Origin of the sequence: Candidatus Leptofilum sp. (assembly GCF_965223285.1) — a bacterium.
Taxonomy (GTDB): domain Bacteria; phylum Chloroflexota; class Anaerolineae; order Promineifilales; family Promineifilaceae; genus Leptofilum.
Map to the genome: position 1 here is coordinate 4,697,467 of NZ_OZ244997.1, position 17,479 is coordinate 4,714,945.

Below are 17,479 nucleotides of genomic sequence, written 5' to 3' on the forward strand. Positions count from 1 at the left end.
CGAGGTTAAACTGCGATTCGCGTGAAATTTAATGACAATTTGTGTGTACAATCAAATTTCGACTAAAGCAAATAGCCAGTGGCAATGAGCGCACCGCTAAGTAGCTCGATGCCAACTTCTAAAAAGCCGAACGCTTTGATGTTGCTGACGGGACGGGGTTGCTGATATGCCCATACGGCACGGAGCAGGAAGCCAACAAAAGGAATGATGGCCAGCCAGGGAATGATTCCTGCAACGGCCGTTCCCACCACCGCAACCAACCCCACCAGATGACTCCACAAAACAGGCTGGCGGTTAAACGGCCGTTCGTGTGTATCGGCAATGCGCTGCCGCACGTAAAAGACGCCCAGCACGTTTTGCGCCGCCATCAAGGCCCACACCAGCCACACCGTCGGGTAAGATGCACCGATGGCGGCCAGCATCGCCGCCGGGGCCATCAGTGCCAGGGCTGCCGCGCCGATCAGCTCCATTGGCAAGGAGCGTCTATTTTGCGGTTGTTGGGCTACTCGCATGTAGGTAACCATCAGCACAGAAAACGGCAGCAGCAGCCAAACCATGACGAAACGGCCGTATAGCAGCAGTCCGACCGCACACACCAGCATCACCCCGCCCAAAATCCACAACACGCGCTGCGCGATTGGGCCATCGCTACGGCGACCCCGCCCTTGCCGCACGCGCACCCAAACGGTGGCGGGTTGGCGCAGCAAGAAGAAGGCCAATCCACCTATCAGCACCAAGATGCCGGGCAAAGTGATTTGCTCAGCAACGGCCGTGCCCACTAACAACGGTACCAACAGCCAACTCCAGGAGCCGTGCTCTGCTGGCAGGATCAGTTGTTTACGAAAGCGAGAAGGTTGTTTTGTCGATTCTGAATCACTCATTGAGCGCATTGTACAAACCACTTCCAGGATTGGCTACCGTTTGCTGGTGACTGCCAGGTACACCATCTGGCCCATGAACCACAAAATGGCGACCGCGTTCAGCAGCCCGCCCCAGGCGCGTATCGGCTGCCACTTGCCCAAATCCCCCACGACGCGCAGCAGCAAAGCAAGGTGCAGAAAAACCGTCGGGGCATGTAAAACTGGATGAAAGCGGACCTGAATTGGCAAAACGGAAGGCAAAATGATGGGCGCGTGGGCAAAAATCATGCCGAAGACAAAGCCCACAAACAGGGCATGGAGCATGAAATCGTAAAGAGGGCCAGCCACCGTTTGCCCAACGAGCAATGCCGTCAGCCCAGCAATGAACAGCCAGGCGTAACCGAGCAGTAAATTGAGGGCGATGAACTGGGTTAAGCCAGTGCGCCGCACGGTTTTACGGGCAATATCGTATAAGCCCAGCCAGATAGCCAAGGCGATCATCCCCAGCCCCACCAGGCGCGTGCCAGCGTCGCCCCACACCAAAACGGCCAGCAGCCCAACCAAAAAGAGAGCCACAGCTCCCACAAACAGCCGAATGGTTTGTGCCGAAAGCCGCGCCACCCGGCTCAGCTCCAGCCGCTCGCCCACAATGGTTAGCACCAAAAAGCCTGCCCACCAATACACAATTTTGAAGATGGGCCAGCCTGCCAGCCACAACCCGTTACCTACCAGCCAGCAGACGGCTCCCAGGCTCATGGTGAGGGTGTAGTTGGCAAAATGTTGGCGCAGGATGTGGCTGAATACGGCCGTTAACCCCACACTCCCCAAAAACAGCAGCCATTGCCCCACCGGGAGCGGCAGCCCGATCACCAGCCACAGCGCACCCAGCCCGCTCAGCACCGGGCCAACGGTGGCAAACGGCCGTTTCAAAGCCACCGCCCGCTCCAAACTAATCAAGGTGCCCAAGAAGCCCGAAATCATCAGCGGACCGTGTAGGGCAGGCAGCAGCGGTTGCAAGGCGGGCCAACGCCACCCCACGCGGATCAGCCCGGCCCACAATGCCGCCAGCAGAGTGATGAGCACCGCCGCCATGATGGGGAGTTGAATGGGTGGTAGCTTAGGTTTCATAGGAAGAGATAATCCACAGATTAACGCAGATAAACACAGATGTTCGGCTTCTAATCTGCGTGAATCTGCGAAATCTGCGGATAAATTATTTATTGACGGTGAGGGTTAGCAGCATGGTAACGGCCGTTTTCGCAAAAACGCTATGCGGCAGGTGGGCGGGCATCTGCACCCAGGTGCCCGACTGGGCTTCCACTGTGTCTTTGCCCAGAGTCAGCGTGGCTTCACCGCTTAGAAAATGGAGGGTGGCTGGGAAAGCGGCCGTATGTTCCGTCAGATCTTCACCTGCTGCAAAACCAAACAGCGTCACCTTCAGCAAATCATCATTGTACACCTTGCGACTCACAATCGATTCCGCCGGGATTTCTGGCAGCAGCGCTGATAAATTTTCAACAAGTCCGTAAGTTGGTTCGCTCATCATTTTCTCCAAGATTTGATGTAGGACCCTTATTTTAACAGATGAGCAGGGAGAAGCGTTGATGTAGATCAAGTTTAGGGGTGAGGAGGTGGAAGGGGGAACGGCCGTATTCTAACACACTGTTTGTCGTTAATGTTCACAATTCGAGCGGCAAAGAGACAAACTCAACACGGTCTGAAGACCGGCCACAGCGCACGGAAGACCTCTCCAGAGCAGAGGTTTCTAGAACATGTTGGGCCTTTCATTTTTCATCTCATTTATTAGTTCAGCCGTTTTTCCTCTCCGTTCGCAATACAGACATAGTTCTCTTGCTTTACTTCTTGTATCGTTACCGGGTAATTCATCAAAATTAACCTTAATAAGGAAGCAAAGAGTTCTTAGATCGTCTTCGCTAAAATAGGTTGTTAAACTCTGTAATATCTTTTTTCTGTCAAACTCAATGTTACCACCCTGGTTTTTTTTGATGTACTCGCCACTGGCAATTATTAAACGCCAATCCCGGATTGATTTGCCTTCAAAATTAATTGTGCGTTTTGAACCTACATATAAAAGACCAACTGGGATTCCCTTTTCGGTTACGATCACTAATTTCTGAGGTTGCTGATACGCAATTTTAAGGGCAGCTGCTGTACCCATACTATACTTATCGATAGACTTTACTACTGGAATATCGAAACTGTGCAAAGGTTCTAAAACACTGTACTCTGGGGCATTTTCAAGCTGTGCTGCCAAATCCTCAAAATTTGTTGCCCGGAACTCTTCATTGTCCCAATCGACAATCAAATGCCACCAATTTTTGCCACCAACTTCAATCAATTTAGACAATACCTCATTAAGAATGTCGTTCTTGTGAGTGATCAAACAAGAATTCTTTCTGTCTTTAAGTGTATCATCCCAAATTTCAACCATAAGATTAACCGAATAATTTTAGCTCAACTGCTATTTTATCAAGACAAAATACCTGCAAAGTGATAACTCAATGTCTTTGAATAATAAGATCAAGTAAGTCAATTATGACGCGAGTGTAGGTATGGTAGGCCGTTAAAATTACAAATGGCAATATGCCAATCATGATTACTACGATCAATGTAAAGTTCAAAAAATCCCCTAAAATTGCAGATAGTATAATGTAGATTGCTATCAGCAATAATAAGGTAAGTGCGAAAGGAAGGGATAAACCTATGTAGAATATAATTGGATCTGTAAATCCTGTTACCGGCACGATTATTCTTTGAACTGTATTATGCGTTACATACTCCCCGTCTGGTTGAATTACCAATTCCAGTTTGTCCAAATCTGATAATGAACCAATGATCGCCCATGTATTTATCGAAAGTTCTAGATAGATTGGGCAATCCTCAGAATGGCTCTTAAATCTATAATTAGTTACGTTATTCACTAATAAACAATCATGGTTAGATTTTATCTGACCACTTAAATATCCTGACGGATTACCATAAATCAATTTGATGGTCTTGGATGTTTTTTTTCCTGGTAATAAGTTCTTTAATATCACTGTCCCATCACGTTTTCCAGTAAGGACCTTCATTCTGGGGGCTGTGAGTGACTGATCCAGGTGAATTAGAATTTCCCATATTGCAAGATATTCTTCTGATGTAGGGTCTAAAGGGTCGAATACTTGATTGATATAATTGGTCAGATCTAAATTAGCTAAGTATTCGCTTGCCCACAAATTTAATAACCCTACTGCCAACCAATGTTCTGCTTTTTCCCAATTTATTTTCGAAAATTGACAAAATCTAATAAATTCTCTGATTGTAGAACACTTGTCTAATAAATAATCCCATTCAGGATTACCAAAGGTATATTCTTTTTTTGATTCAATGGAGGGTATTGAGATAGAGTTTTTGGTGCCAAGTGGCAATGGAATATTTTCAATTATTATAGGTGGGCTTTGTGTGGTGCGACCATTTATCTCTCGATTAAAAAAAAGTGAACAGGTCGTGACATCTGATGGAAATGCCCCATAAAATACCAGTTCCTCGTAAAGAATTTTCTGATTGCTAACAGGGAGTTCATCTTTTATATTGGCTTCCCGTTTTTCGCCCCCAACAATAATAACCGGTTTAGAAGCTCCCAACTTGATCTCATATTCAACCTCATCGGGAGTAAGTTCCGCCTTTATCTTAATTGTTAAACTATTTTCGGTGCCCGCTACCGAAAGCACTGAAATCGATACTCGACCTTCATCTGAATAGACAAGTACATCAACAGTTTCATTTGTCTCAACGTCCAAGTCTCTGGTATCAAGTTTTGTTGGATCATAAACGGGTTCAAAAATACTAGATGAATTAAGTGTAGTATATATGCTCGGTAAGTAAAATTGGGAATCCGATTTTCCATCTTCATGAAGATTTGCATACATTACCCTTCGAGCTTTTGTAACAGCAGTTGCTACTGTCATTTGTTCACGAATGGTTTGTTCAAGGAATGTCCGAATAAAAAGCTCTGCTGGTTTCTGGATTATAGGCCCATTCATTGCTATTACAATCTTAAAGCCATTTGCTATTAGAGATCGTGCTAAACTACCAAACTGAAATTCAAAATTTGGAGAATAAAAATCCCCACTCCAACAATTACTTAAAATGACAACTTTGATATCTGCAAATTCTGCCAATTTAATTGAAAACTCATTGGGTGCAACAGGATAACTATTATTATTGCTATCGCATAAAATAATCTTTCCTAATCCATTACTGACTATCCCGTGAGCTTCTAAATAGACTATACTGAAGCGAGGTTCATTGTCGTCTTCCCGCATAGTTGTTGCCAATTTTTTCATTTCGTAAAGTGTATCTGGCTTGTTAATTTGGTGAATCTTCACTAACCTTCGTTCCTCTAATCTTTTAAGCAGCTTCGGAAATTTAGTAGCATCAATTGGTGAAGGATCATCTGGGCCATCAGGATCAGCTACAATTTGAAGCAATCTAGCAGGTAAACCCGAGCGGTTTGTTGGCTTAGCTTCTTCATTGTAATAATGCTTTGTTGAAGGTACTCTCAGCAAAATATGTCTTACATCAAGCGAAAGGAATTTAGAGTTTTGCCTATCAAACATTAACTCCCATGGTATGTGCGTAAAGAACTTATCTAAAGAGAGAACGATCACAAGTTCTTCAGAATACTTTTCAGCTTGAAATAGAATTTGTCGATAAAAATTCTCGACAGGACCAAAAAAAATTGATGAGAATATTTTAGAGCCAAAATCCTGCAAATCCAGATTTGGATCATCAAACCAATCCTGATTCGATGCTATTTCTAGAGGGAAAGCAACTTCAATAACACGTGGCCCCATTATCTTGGTTGGCCAGTCAATCTTAACTTCAGTTATATTTCCTTTCTTTCGAATATCCAGAAATAGCTTCAACATAATACGTTTTGATTTGTTTCAATTTCTCAGATTGTGATTTACACTTGCTTTTGCCTAACGATTAAGGATTGATGCGGCGCGACTCTGAAAACACCTTCCAAGAACCAACAAGGAAGCCATCGCATAAACCGTGTTGGACTAAGCCGGTAAAAAAGAAACCTATAATGGAAATTAAGCTGAAAAATGATGAAGGCACTAGCACCGGCAGCTACCTATTTGCGGGCATTGTAGCAGTTAGATAGGCACGTGGTCAACCAAAGCGAATAGCTCTCGCTTCTCTTCGCCGACTGGCTAAAACAATTCACTAGAAAGGAAAAAGTGCCGCTGCCTGTTCAGGCAGCGGCACTGGAATTGTGTCAAAATGTTGGGTTAGTTGTTGTCGGCGCGCAGCGGGGGGATGCCGGAGCCGCTGGAGGCTTTGGGCAGGGGCACGTTCAGCCCCTCATTGCCGCCAGCCACCGTAAACGGTGCTTCGCTGCTGGGCAGCAGGGCTATCGCCAGCACCTCATCCAGGTGGCTCACCGGAATCAGTTCCAGCTCTTCCCGAATGGAATCTGGCAGCTCGGGAATGTCTTTGGCGTTGTCGTTGGGCAAAATGACCGTTTGGATGCCTGCTCGGCGGGCGGCAATCGTCTTCGACTTGAGACCACCGATGGCCAACACCTTGCCCCGTAGCGTCACCTCACCCGTCATCGCCACGTCGCGGCGGACGGGGCGACGGGTAAAGGCAGAGATGATGGCGGTGGCCATGCTGATGCCTGCGCTGGGGCCATCTTTGGGCGTGGCGCCATCTGGCACGTGCACATGGATATTTACCTGGTCAAAGATGGTCGGTTCCAAACCGAGCGTCCGGGCGTTGGCGCGCGCATACGTTAAGGCTGCCTGTGCCGATTCGCGCATCACGTCGCCCAACGAGCCGGTGAGGGTGATTTTGCCATTGCCTTCGCTCAGGCTTACCTCGATGGGCAGCGTGTCGCCGCCAAAGCTGTTGACGGCCAGCCCTGTCACTACGCCAACTTCGTCTTGCTCTTCAGCCATACCGTAGCGGAACTTGGTGGGGCCAAGAAACTCTGTAATATCTTCGGGCGTGACGGAAAACGGACCCGCTTCGCCGCCAGCCACTTTCACCGCAATTTTGCGTACGACAGAGCCGATGCTGCGCTCCAAATTGCGCACGCCCGCCTCGCGGGTGTAGTAGCGAATGAGATGTTGCAGCGACGCTTGATCCAGCGTTACTTCCACATCGCCTATGCCGTGCCCGGTTAGCTGCTTGGGCAGTAAATATCCTTCGGCAATGGCTACCTTTTCTTCTTCGATGTAGCCGGGCATGGTGATTGACTCCATGCGGTCTAGCAGTGGGGCGGGAATGGTGCTGAGCTGGTTGGAGGTGGTGATGAAAATCACCTGGCTCAAATCAAACGGCACTTCCAGATAATGGTCGGTGAAATTGGTATTCTGTTCCGGGTCTAGCACTTCCAGCAGAGCCGAGGATGGATCGCCGCGCCAATCGGTGCCGACTTTATCGATTTCGTCCAGCACAATGACGGGATTACGCGTTTTGGCATCCCGCAAGGCGCGGATGATACGCCCTGGAATGGCGCCAATGTAGGTGCGGCGATGGCCGCGGATTTCCGCTTCGTCGCGCACGCCGCCCAGGCTAATGCGTACCATCTCTCGCCCGATGGCGCGGGCCACGGAGGTGGCGATAGAAGTCTTACCGACTCCTGGCGGGCCGTTTAGGTTAATGATGGCGCCACGCATGTTGGTGCCGGCCAGCTTACGTACGGCGACATACTCCACGATGCGGTCTTTTACGTCATCCAGGCCGTAATGGTCTTCATCTAGCACTAATCGCACATGATGAATGTCCAGATTGTCTTCTGTAGCGTTGTTCCAGGGGAGTTCTACCAGCCATTCCAGGTAAGTGCGAATCACGCTGGCTTCGGCTGATTGTTGGCCCTGGTACTCCAGTCGTTTCAGCTCTTTCATGGCGCGTTCATGCACATCTTCGGGCATTTGGGCATCTTCGATTTTTTTGCGCAGCTCGTCGGGGACGCTCTCGCCATCTTCGCCCAGCTCTTTGCGAATGGCCCGCATTTGCTCGCGCAGCAGGTATTCGCGCTGGGCTTTGTCGGCCCCTTCGCGAGCGTCTTGCTGGATTTTGTTGCGCACTTCGGTAATGCGTAGCTCTTGCCGCAGGAATTGGATCGTGATTTCCAGTCGCTTTTGGCCACTGATGGTGGCGAGCAGCTCAACTTCTGTTTCAAAGGGGAGATTGAGCAAGCCAGCGATGTAGTCGGCCAGTTCACCTGCGTTGGTTTTGCTGCGGGTGGTGGCCATTACTTGCTGGTTGGCTTCGCCCAGTGCGTCTGCGTACTGTTCCAGGTAGGCAATGGCTTCGGTGATGGTTGCGCTGTTTTCGCTCTGGTCGGCTTCGGCAATTTCGCTGTATTGGCCAGTGAGGAATGGTTCGGCCGTTTCTAAGCCTTCAAACTTCACCCGGCGGTGCAGCTCAACGAGCATTTGTACGCCCATGTGGGGGGTACGCAGCACATCACGCACGGTGGCCAAGATGCCAACCGGAACCAAATCTTCTTTTTTAGGTAATTCAACATCGGCATTGTACTGCACGAGGATGAGCAGCTGGCCGCCGCGCTCAACGGCCGCTTGGGCGGCCGCTAATGAGCGGCGCCGTCCGATGGAAATGGTGGTTGTCACACCGGGAAAAACAACGCCACCGCGTAGCGGTACGATGGGCACTGTTACATGGTTTAATGGTTCCATGGTTTTGTCCTTTATCGACGCGAATCTCAAGTGGATCACGCTTCCTAATTTGCTTACAATACTAAAATTTTCTGTCTTCTTTGCTTACACGTTTTTATGGAAGCGCATGGGCTAGATTCTGTCGGTTCTTAAGTTCGGTACACAGTTGTCCGACAATGCTCAGGAAAGCATACATTTGAAAGTATCAAGGTACCGTGGTTACTCTACAATAGGTCTATAGTATTTTATGCTCTGAGATTGGTTGCACAATAGTCCTATGTCAGAATCGTGTTAGAAAATTAGTTCCAGGGAAGATTGCTGCGGGTTTGCCAGTAAACGGCCGTTTCTTCCCCCATTTCCAGCAAAATTTCTGCCAACTCAGGTTGCCAGTTGACATTGATGGCTTCGATGTTAGAGAGCAGGTGGTCGGTTCGGGCAGCACCGCTCAGAACGACATCCACAAAAGGTTGGTTGAGGATGGCGGCGAGGGCGAGGGCATCAACGCTGGTGTGCTGCTGCTTGGCAAGCTGGGTGAGGATTTCCATTTGGGGTTGGAAGCTGGGAGCGTTGTTGCGTGAGGTCAGACGGCCGTTTGCCAATGCTTCTTTGATAATGACACCCAAGCCAACCTGGTGCGCGGCGGTGAGAACGGCCGTGGCCGACTGCTCCAAAATGTTCCAGGTGGCTTGCACTGCACCAAACAGCGGCTTGCCGTCAAACTCAATTTCCAGGGCGCGCCAGAGGGTTTCTGCCTGGCCAGTGCCGCTGAGGGAGAGGCCGATGAGGGTGCCTGCATTCCGTAAACGGGCCAGTTCGGTGAGAACCGCATGGTTGTTCAGCACGCCGCTGTCTAGCGTGGCGGAGTGAATCTGGTACAGGTTAAGCTGCTCGCCTAAATTTGCTTGCGACTCTTGCCACTGGCGTTGCAAGACGGGCAGGGTGTGGTCTTTCACTTCATGTTTCTGCCCTTCTGGCACGTTGACCTGCCAGTCGGCGGTATAAGTGTAGCCCCACTTGGAGCCGACTGTGATGTTAGCGGGAGCAATTCGGCGGCTGTTTAGCCAGCTAGCCAGGAATGCTTCGGCACGGCCGTATGACCTGGCGGCGTCAAAGTAGCGAATGCCTGCTTTCCAGGCGGCATCCAGCACGGTGTGGGCGTGGGCTTCCATGGCGGCCACATCGTAATTGTGGTTTAGGTCTTGGGCGTGTCCCAAATTGATGTAGCCGGGACGCCCCAGTGCGGCCAGCCCCAGGCCGATTGGCGTGACGGTTAAGTTGGTTTGGCCGAATGGTTTTGGATTCATGCTTGGTTCCTTTTTTGCCACAGAGAACACAGAGGATTATGAGAGATATTTTACCGCAGAGCTGGCTATCTTTCATTTTATGTAGGACACAGATTTTTACAGAAAACACAGATAATAAGTCAAAATCAGTGTTTATCAGTGTCCCCCTGGCCAGACCATGACGGCGAGGTAGCCGGGGATGCGGCTGAGTTTCTGGATGGGTTTGAAGAAGGTACGGGCAAAACGATAATAGAGTGGAATAGAACGGCCGTCTCCACTCATCACCTCTACAAAACCAAACTGCTCATAAAAAGGGATGAGCTTGTCCATGCAGGTGAGCCAGATGGGGGGCTGCTCATTTGCAAAAAGTTGTTCAATGATGGCTCCGGCAATGCCCTGCCGCCGCCATGCTTTTTGTACGGCGATGGAGGCAAGCTCGCGCGAGCCATCCCAATGCGGTTTGATTTGCCCACAGCCAATAAGTTCTCCATTTTCATCTACTGCCACTAGAAAACGGTGCCACTTCAGCCCAATGGGGTTGATATTCACGGCGCGAATGAGCGCTTTAATGGCGGTTTCATCGCTCACTTGGGCTGGGCGGTAGGTGATGATTTGTTGCAAGACTATGATTTCATTTTGCGAAGAGCCATCGCCATGGCACCCAGAGCCGTAAACATGGTAATGGCGATTTTGGTTACGTCTACCACTGGCTCTACGCGCACCCCGCCTGGGCTAACAATGATGGTAGCTACCGGGCGGGCCATCGTGGTGCCGCCCCCACCGCCACCGCCGCCAAAGCCAGTGTCACCCTCTTCCCCTTCCGCTGGGGACGTGCCACCCCCGCCGCCGTAGCCAACGCCCATGCCTGCCATGTATTCTGAGGCGGTGATGATGGTGTGTTCGCCGACGGTGATGGGTTGGCTATAGACGGCATCGGGGCGGGTGACCTCGAATAACTTGCCGATGAGTTCATTCGCGGATTCTTGGTCTGCTACGGATTTGATCATTAGTTTATTAAAGCTATCGCTCATGATGACTCCTTTTGAGCTTTGTAGCCGAGGATTCCAATCCTCGTATTTTTTTGAGAGGATACGCGCTAAGAAAGCGCGGCTACAAAGGTTATTTCTTTTTAAGTCGCCGGAACAGGGTGAAAAACAAGCTGAGGAACAGACTGGCTCCGATGATGCTCAAGCTGGCGAGGCGGGTAACGTCTACAATCGGGTGGCGTTCGGTTTGCTCGCCATTTTGAACGAGGACGGCCGTTGGCCCCTGCCACACAAAGCCGCCGTAGGGAAAGTTGATGATGAGGGCTTTTGATTCGGGGATGAGGGTATGGTGTGGGGTGGAAACGGCCGTTCCCTGCACAGTTTTCCATTCAATAAAATCGGTAAGTTTGGTCATGGCTCTCCTTTGGAAAATAAAAAGCGGAACACAGAGACGCACAAAGGTTACACAGAGAAAATCAGGTAATGGCTTGCCTTGGTTTTGTTAAATCATTTGTGGCGTAAGACCACAGCAAAAAGAACAGATAAATCCCCCAGCTAAACAAGACCCCTACCAAATCAGATTTGATAAGGACGTGAAAGGTGATGCTCAACAAAATTGAACCAGTTTTGTGGCGGAAATAAGCAAAGATGAGGGCAAGTAGTAGAAGCTGAAAAACAGGTGTTTGATGCTCTGGCAGGAAAACTTGTGTGTGGGGTAAAACAAACAACACGCTAGACAAGATGATAGCCCACAGATGAGGTTTTTTAGCTTCCTTGAACAGCCGCAAAATTAGCGCATAGACGAAGCCTCTGAATAGCAACTCTTCGCCCGTTCGGGCAAACGCTTCAGCTAACGAGGAAGACCAGCTTAGTTGCAGCCAAATCTCCGGGTTCTGGAAATAAAACCACGCACTGCTGACAATAGTCAGTGCTACAAAAATCATCACCTTTTTATTAAGCGCAATGCCGAATTCTGTCAAACTGAAATCGGAAAACCAGACGAAAATGAAGCTGGGAACATACAGTGAAATCCAAAGTAGCCAAAAAAGATTCGTTACTTCGCCCACAATGACAATGTCGGGTGTCCAGGTGAAGTAGTTGATAACGGCCGCAGCCAGCATAAAGACGAGCACGTAGATTGCACCGAAAAGGTACAGTTTATCCTGGCGCAAATTATCGACAATGGTACGCAAAGAGACGTTCATTTGTAACGATTGGGTGATGCAATTGTGGTGGCGACGAGACCAGAATTAATCTTCCTGGAAGTGTCGGTCTAGCTGTTCTAGCAGTTCGGCGGCTTCTACCAATTTGTCCAGCGGATTTTCTTCGCCCGTGAAGTAGCGGTAGTCGGCGGGCATCAGGTCCAGCGTTTCTACGATTTCCTGATACTTGTCTTTGAGAGATCGTTCGTTGATGCCAAAAACGGCCGCGATTTGTGAGCGCGTAATTTCTAAAAAGTTGACTTTGACAATGGCGTAAGTGAGTGCTCCCGCCCAGAGCGACGGTTTTGGGGTGCGTAACGGCCGTCTGCCGATGGCGATGCGATATTCCAGCCACATCTGAATGGCTTTGCCAATTTGGGGCAGTTCCAAATCTAGCTGCTTCATCCCCTCAATGAGGTTAGATTCCACGTCGTCCAGACCTGTTGAGAAAAGCTGCTCGTACCGGGCGGCAACGTCATCTTCCGTTTCTGTTTGCAGGTAGCCACCCAACGCAGCCATTGCCTGATCATAATCGCCACCCCTGGTGTAGGCGCGGGTCAGGTTCAGATGGTATTCTGGATTTTCTGGATCGGCGGCAACGGCCGCAGCAAAAGCGTCTACCGCTTTGTCAATTTGCCAAGCATCGTAAAGTGCCATACCTGTTTGATTGTATTCAACTGCTTTCTTCTGTTTTCTTGTCATGAGGTCGCCAACTTTGCCTAATTTATGGTTGCATTGTACAGAGTGGGTCAACCAGCGTCAAGCGGATGGGACTGTAGTCATGGGGTGTCGGTAGGGGAATGAGTGGCTTACGATTCTAGCGGCTGGAAGCTGCGAAAGATTGTCTCGAAATCGTCCAGATTTTGGGCAAATTGGTCTGCCGGGGCGCAGGTGGTAACGAGGTAAACGACGGTTTTGGTGGGGACAAACTGTTCCAGGCAACGCCAACGGCCGTTTGCCAATTGCAAATTAAAGCGAAGCTGGCTGCGCGTGGGGCCGGGACTGTTGTTGACCGTCGCTGCATCAAGAAATTCCATTTTTTCTGAACGCTGTTCCTGTGCATACGACAAAAATTGCTCGGTAGAGAGGCGCGTAAGGCGTTGGCTGCGGCCAACGAGGACAAAGGTGGCGTCAGGATTGGATACGGCCGTTTCTGCCACGCCCAGCAGCAGCATCTCACCGTCGGCCACCAAACTGTGCAGACGCTGTGCCAATGTTGGGAAGGGGGGAAGCGCTGTCGTTTCCGGGGCTTGGGGTGTTGCTGCTAGATCAATAATTTGCCAGGTGTCCGGCAGGTTCAAGCTAAATTGTAGCTCGCCATCGGTGACGGGCTGCCAGCCGGGCAACACAACGGTGCCGCCACCAAATTGCAGCAGTGGGGCTTGCCCAATGGCGCGGGTGGTGAGAATGAGGAGGAGGAGGAAAACGGCCGTTAAGCCTGCATAGCGCAAAATCGAGCCAACATCCAGTGAAGATGGCGCAAGCTCTGCATCAAGGGCAGCGGTTGGGGCCGTTGGGTTCAAGGCTCGTCCGCAATGCCAGCATCGGTTGTCTGTAGCTGCTACCGTTTGTCCGCAATTTATGCATTTATCAGCCATAGTCAGGAATGTGTAAACTATTCACGAATGTGAACATTTTAATACTTGATGAGTGCCCCACACACCCTCTCAAAAAATAGGACGTGCGTCCTATTGTCGGGTCCTAGTGCCTTACCGTAAACTAAGTGCATCATACACTAACTTGATTCCCAATTTCCTCCTTTTTCTCCTCTTCCCGCAAAAGGCCTTGCAGCAGCAAGGCTTTTTGTTTATTTTGCCACAGAGGGCACAGAGATTTAAGAGGTTTTTCTCTTTTCCTCTGTGTCCTCTGTGGCCAGTTCATTTTTAGTTGAATTTGACGACGGTGACGCCAGCACCACCCTCCCCATCTTTACCTTCTTCGATGGATGAGACGTGCTTGTTCTTTTTGAGTGACTTGCGTACGGCCGTTCGTAACTTCCCCGTCCCCTTACCATGAATAATCCGCACCCACGGCATCTGCGATAGGTATGCTTGGTCGATAAACGAGGTTAGTTCAGACAATCCTTCTTCCACTCGGCGGCCGCGAATGTCTAGCTCTACGCCGGGGGAACGAGCCGATACCAACGGTGTTGATTCCATTTCTGGCTCTTCATCTTTGGGACGGCTCTTGAACTCCAAGTCACTCAGCTTGGCGCGCATTTGCAAACGGCCGACGGCGATCATCGCCTCATATTTAGTGAGGGAGATAATTTCGCCTTCGGTGTTGAGTGCCTTCACTGTTACCTTGTCGCCAACGGCCAATTGAAGGCGATTGCTGGTGGGTTTGCGTGCTTTGGTTGCCTTAGGAGCAATCTGTTCAACCTCGCCTTCCTCCAGGGCAGCAACATCCTTGCTCACTTTTTTCAGCTTGTTGATAGACTGGGCATCCCGGATTTGCTTGCGGGCGCGGCGCAGCTCTTCCTCGATGGCCGCGATTTTTTGGCGCGCCTCTTCTTGCGCCTCGGCCAGCACCGCTTCGCGCTCTTCCTCAAGCTGCTCTAGCTGCCGCGCTAGGGCATCCTTTTCATCTTCTAGCTGGCGGCGGATGAGCCGCGCGGCCGCTTCTTCTGAGGAGATTTTGTCCCGTAGATCGTAAATGGCGTCCAGCAGATTTTCGGCCTCGTTACTGCCTGCCCCGGTGAGCTTCATGGCGTCGTCCAGAATGGTTTCATCCAACCCCAGCCGCCTGGCAATGGCAAAAGCGTTGGACTTGCCCGGAATGCCAATCGCCATTTCGTAGGTGGGGGAGAGCGTTTCCACGTCGAACAGCATGGAGGCGTTGGTGGCCCCGCGCTGCTGGTCAGCGTACAGTTTTAGCTCTGGGTAATGGGTGGCGATAAAGGTGGTGGCACCTTTGTCACGCAAGAAGTTGGTGACGGATTGCGCCAACGCCGCACCTTCTGTCGGGTCCGTGCCAGAACCAAGCTCATCCAGCAGCACCAATGAGCGGTCATCCACCCGCGACAAAATGCGAATAATGTTGGTCATGTGGGCCGAAAAGGTGGAGAGGCTTTGTTCAATCGATTGCTCATCGCCGATGTCGGCGAACACATCTTCAAAAACGGTGAGCCTAGCTTCGATGGCGGGCAGGTGCATCCCGGATTGGGCCATCAGCACCATGAGGCCAGTGGTTTTGAGGCTGACGGTTTTACCGCCGGTGTTTGGCCCGGTGATGAGGACGGTAAATGTGTCGTCGTCCAGCGTCAGGTCGGTGGGGATAACATCATGGGGGGGCAGCAAGGGGTGGCGTGCGCTACGAATCCAGATGGTGCTGCCAGGGTGCAGGTTGCGCGGTGGGGGTGTCCATTTGGCGCGTTCGTTGGCGTGTTTGGGCGGCTTAGGTTGTTCAAATTCGCGCCACTCTACAAATTGGGGCGGCACGCCTTTGATGATGGCGGCGTATTTGGCGCGGGCGAAAATCAAGTCCAGCTCGGCCATGCGCTCCACAATGCGAATGATGCGGTCGGCGACGTCGGCCACTTTGGCGGACAGTTCGGCCAGGATGCGCTCGATTTCGGCTTGCTCGCTCATTTGCAGGCCGCGATATTCGTTGTTGAGGTCTACGGTAGCCATCGGCTCTACCCAGACGGTGGCGCCGCTGCCGCTTTGGTCATGCACGATGCCTTTGATGCGCCCTTTGGCGTCGGTTTTGACGGGTACGACGTAACGGCCGCTTCGCATGGAGATGAGTGGCTCTTGCAGCCACTGGTTTTGGCTGGAGTTGAGTAAGCGCTGGAGTTTGTCTTGGATACGGCCGTGTACCGACCGCAGATCAGACCGAATTTTGCCTAGCTTGCTGCTGGCACTGTCCAGCACCTCACCCTTTTCATCAATGGTGCTACTGATAGCGTCTACCAGGCCGGGTGCTTCCTCCACGAGTTCGGCAATGACAGCCAGGGTGGAGAACTCATCTTCCACTTTGAGCAACTGACGCTTGAGCGTGCGGGCGGCAATGAGCGTGCTGCGAATGTCGAGTAAATCTTCGGCAGGCAGGGTGAAGCCGCGTGTGGAATTTTCTGCCGGGCGGCGCACGTCGCGGGCACCGCCAATGGTGATATTGGTGTGGGTGTCTAGCAGTAGGAGGGCTTCGGCCGTTTCTTGCTGCCACTGCTCGGCCAAAATTTGGTCGGTGGTGGGTTGCAGTTTGCGAGCTAATTCTTCTCCTGCACTAAAGCTGGTGTAGCCAGCCAGAATGTTGAGTACCTTGTGATATTCCAGGGTATGTAATGATTTTGTGTCCATTTTTTGTTTGGCCACAGAGGACACAGAGATTTTCTGTGTATTCTGTAGGTTTAGCGACTTGGAAGCACATACCCTCGGGTGTGGTTTTAGCGGGGAATGGTCCGAGTCGGTTGAATTTTGTTAAGAATATTTGGGTGGGTGGATACGGCCGTTGCGCCTTCGCGCACTCTGGCAATGTGACCCACAAGCAATACAGTTTTATTGACAAGCATGAAAATTAACCTCCTCGTTTAGATTTTGATCTAGTATACCTGCGAAATTGATTCTGGCTAAATTATTTAGGTAAACGGCAAATCAGCATTGTGGAAATTTATGACGAAGGAACGAAAGAAACGAAGAGACAAAGGGCATTTTTTCTTTGTTCCTTTGTCTCTTCGTTTCCTGGTATAAGGTTTTGGTTATTGGCAACGGCCGTTGCCATCCAAAATGAAGGCTATATGTTTGGGGAGAATCATTCCTTCTCATCCGTTTCGGCAAGCAATTCTGGAGCGTAATGATTGATAAAAGTGTAAAATTGATGCAAGGTATCAGACATATAATTTTTATCAATCAGTTCAGGTGCGCTTTCCGCAGGCACATTCAGAAGCATGTCCAGAATTCCCCGCACCAGGGTCAAGGCACTTCCTGGTGTTTCTTCCAGGGCTAGCCGCTCGCCATTGTATTTCACAACTTCCATGGACATGACCCAGGTGTTTGTTAAATGGTCGAAGAAGGTGTGACGGTTCAGGATATCCCACGCATTGGGGTTTTCATTCAGCAGCGTATATGCCTTCCTCACATCTTCGGCAAAAAGGGCAATAAAGCGCCGTAACAAGCTCCAAAAAGAGTCGTTGCAGAGCGTTTTTACTTGTTGAATGTAGGCAATATCATTGCTAAACCGGAGAATATGCAGCAGGAAATAGGCAGGGTCTTCATCCAGGTATAGATTGAGACCTGCTAAAATTTTCCCGATACTTTCCCCGGCTGGTTTGGGGCGTAAATGTTCCCGAAGAATCATTTCAACTTCAGATGCCAAAGCCGCGTTGTCACTTAATTCAGACTGCAATTTATTAATTGGTTCAATCTGATAATCAGGTAATGGCGGCACCTCATCTACAACATTGTTGTCACTGTTCAATTGTTGTGCCTCATTCGGACTCATGGTGCTGTCTCC

General features: G+C 50.3%; 16 protein-coding genes. All 16 read right to left on the reverse strand.

Annotated elements, in window-relative coordinates; all coding sequences use genetic code 11:
• Positions 1 to 62: 62 nt before the first annotated feature.
• The 16 genes from ACOQPU_RS21070 to ACOQPU_RS21145 all read right to left on the reverse strand — a co-directional run bounded on the left by ACOQPU_RS21070 (position 63) and on the right by ACOQPU_RS21145 (position 17,443).
• Complete coding sequence (locus ACOQPU_RS21070; protein WP_420641805.1) at positions 63 to 881, reverse strand: YwiC-like family protein; 819 nt, start codon at positions 879 to 881, stop codon at positions 63 to 65.
• Between the two features lie 33 nt (positions 882 to 914).
• On the reverse strand, positions 915 to 1,988 hold the full coding sequence (locus tag ACOQPU_RS21075; protein ID WP_420641806.1) for a hypothetical protein: 1,074 nt from the start codon (positions 1,986 to 1,988) through the stop codon (positions 915 to 917).
• 85 nt (positions 1,989 to 2,073) lie between these two features.
• Entirely contained in the window at positions 2,074 to 2,406 is a 333-nt protein-coding gene (locus ACOQPU_RS21080) for a cupin domain-containing protein (protein ID WP_420641807.1), read from the reverse strand.
• 219 nt (positions 2,407 to 2,625) lie between these two features.
• Positions 2,626 to 3,312 carry a hypothetical protein gene (locus tag ACOQPU_RS21085; RefSeq protein ID WP_420641808.1) on the reverse strand — a complete coding sequence of 229 codons (687 nt, stop codon included), beginning with the start codon at positions 3,310 to 3,312 and terminating at the stop codon, positions 2,626 to 2,628.
• A gap of 67 nt (positions 3,313 to 3,379) precedes the next feature.
• Positions 3,380 to 5,791 (reverse strand): CHAT domain-containing protein, encoded by a 2,412-nt coding sequence (locus tag ACOQPU_RS21090; protein WP_420641809.1) that lies wholly within the window; start codon positions 5,789 to 5,791, stop codon positions 3,380 to 3,382.
• A 369-nt stretch (positions 5,792 to 6,160) separates the two neighbouring features.
• Complete coding sequence (lon, locus tag ACOQPU_RS21095; protein WP_420641810.1) at positions 6,161 to 8,575, reverse strand: endopeptidase La; 2,415 nt, start codon at positions 8,573 to 8,575, stop codon at positions 6,161 to 6,163.
• Between the two features lie 278 nt (positions 8,576 to 8,853).
• Positions 8,854 to 9,858 (reverse strand): aldo/keto reductase, encoded by a 1,005-nt coding sequence (locus ACOQPU_RS21100; RefSeq protein WP_420641811.1) that lies wholly within the window; start codon positions 9,856 to 9,858, stop codon positions 8,854 to 8,856.
• Positions 9,859 to 9,993: 135 nt separating this feature from the next.
• On the reverse strand, positions 9,994 to 10,458 hold the full coding sequence (locus ACOQPU_RS21105) for a GNAT family N-acetyltransferase (RefSeq protein WP_420641812.1): 465 nt from the start codon (positions 10,456 to 10,458) through the stop codon (positions 9,994 to 9,996).
• Positions 10,459 to 10,460: 2 nt separating this feature from the next.
• Entirely contained in the window at positions 10,461 to 10,868 is a 408-nt protein-coding gene (locus tag ACOQPU_RS21110) for a spore germination protein GerW family protein (protein WP_420641813.1), read from the reverse strand.
• 88 nt (positions 10,869 to 10,956) lie between these two features.
• Complete coding sequence (locus tag ACOQPU_RS21115; protein WP_420641814.1) at positions 10,957 to 11,238, reverse strand: hypothetical protein; 282 nt, start codon at positions 11,236 to 11,238, stop codon at positions 10,957 to 10,959.
• A 61-nt stretch (positions 11,239 to 11,299) separates the two neighbouring features.
• On the reverse strand, positions 11,300 to 12,028 hold the full coding sequence (locus ACOQPU_RS21120) for a CPBP family intramembrane glutamic endopeptidase (protein ID WP_420641815.1): 729 nt from the start codon (positions 12,026 to 12,028) through the stop codon (positions 11,300 to 11,302).
• 45 nt (positions 12,029 to 12,073) lie between these two features.
• The gene (locus ACOQPU_RS21125) at positions 12,074 to 12,727 is read right to left on the reverse strand and encodes a tetratricopeptide repeat protein (protein WP_420641816.1); all 654 of its coding nucleotides are present in this window, start codon (positions 12,725 to 12,727) and stop codon (positions 12,074 to 12,076) included.
• A gap of 107 nt (positions 12,728 to 12,834) precedes the next feature.
• Positions 12,835 to 13,548: a hypothetical protein gene (locus ACOQPU_RS21130; protein WP_420641817.1), complete on the reverse strand. Its 714-nt coding sequence runs from the start codon at positions 13,546 to 13,548 to the stop codon at positions 12,835 to 12,837.
• 360 nt (positions 13,549 to 13,908) lie between these two features.
• Positions 13,909 to 16,326 (reverse strand): endonuclease MutS2, encoded by a 2,418-nt coding sequence (locus ACOQPU_RS21135; protein WP_420641818.1) that lies wholly within the window; start codon positions 16,324 to 16,326, stop codon positions 13,909 to 13,911.
• 86 nt (positions 16,327 to 16,412) lie between these two features.
• Entirely contained in the window at positions 16,413 to 16,538 is a 126-nt protein-coding gene (locus ACOQPU_RS21140) for a hypothetical protein (protein WP_420641819.1), read from the reverse strand.
• Between the two features lie 239 nt (positions 16,539 to 16,777).
• The gene (locus ACOQPU_RS21145; protein WP_420641820.1) at positions 16,778 to 17,443 is read right to left on the reverse strand and encodes a hypothetical protein; all 666 of its coding nucleotides are present in this window, start codon (positions 17,441 to 17,443) and stop codon (positions 16,778 to 16,780) included.
• Positions 17,444 to 17,479: the final 36 nt, after the last annotated feature.

Bases quoted from the DNA above. Each gene is read 5' to 3' on its own strand.
- ACOQPU_RS21070 (WP_420641805.1), bottom strand. From the start codon at position 881: ATGAGTGATTCAGAATCGACAAAACAACCTTCTCGCTTTCGTAAACAA.
- ACOQPU_RS21075 (WP_420641806.1), bottom strand. From the start codon at position 1,988: ATGAAACCTAAGCTACCACCCATTCAACTCCCCATCATGGCGGCGGTG.
- ACOQPU_RS21080 (WP_420641807.1), bottom strand. From the start codon at position 2,406: ATGATGAGCGAACCAACTTACGGACTTGTTGAAAATTTATCAGCGCTG.
- ACOQPU_RS21085 (WP_420641808.1), bottom strand. From the start codon at position 3,312: ATGGTTGAAATTTGGGATGATACACTTAAAGACAGAAAGAATTCTTGT.
- ACOQPU_RS21090 (WP_420641809.1), bottom strand. From the start codon at position 5,791: ATGTTGAAGCTATTTCTGGATATTCGAAAGAAAGGAAATATAACTGAA.
- lon (WP_420641810.1), bottom strand. From the start codon at position 8,575: ATGGAACCATTAAACCATGTAACAGTGCCCATCGTACCGCTACGCGGT.
- ACOQPU_RS21100 (WP_420641811.1), bottom strand. From the start codon at position 9,858: ATGAATCCAAAACCATTCGGCCAAACCAACTTAACCGTCACGCCAATC.
- ACOQPU_RS21110 (WP_420641813.1), bottom strand. From the start codon at position 10,868: ATGAGCGATAGCTTTAATAAACTAATGATCAAATCCGTAGCAGACCAA.
- ACOQPU_RS21115 (WP_420641814.1), bottom strand. From the start codon at position 11,238: ATGACCAAACTTACCGATTTTATTGAATGGAAAACTGTGCAGGGAACG.
- ACOQPU_RS21120 (WP_420641815.1), bottom strand. From the start codon at position 12,028: ATGAACGTCTCTTTGCGTACCATTGTCGATAATTTGCGCCAGGATAAA.
- ACOQPU_RS21125 (WP_420641816.1), bottom strand. From the start codon at position 12,727: ATGACAAGAAAACAGAAGAAAGCAGTTGAATACAATCAAACAGGTATG.
- ACOQPU_RS21135 (WP_420641818.1), bottom strand. From the start codon at position 16,326: ATGGACACAAAATCATTACATACCCTGGAATATCACAAGGTACTCAAC.
- ACOQPU_RS21140 (WP_420641819.1), bottom strand. From the start codon at position 16,538: ATGCTTGTCAATAAAACTGTATTGCTTGTGGGTCACATTGCCAGAGTG.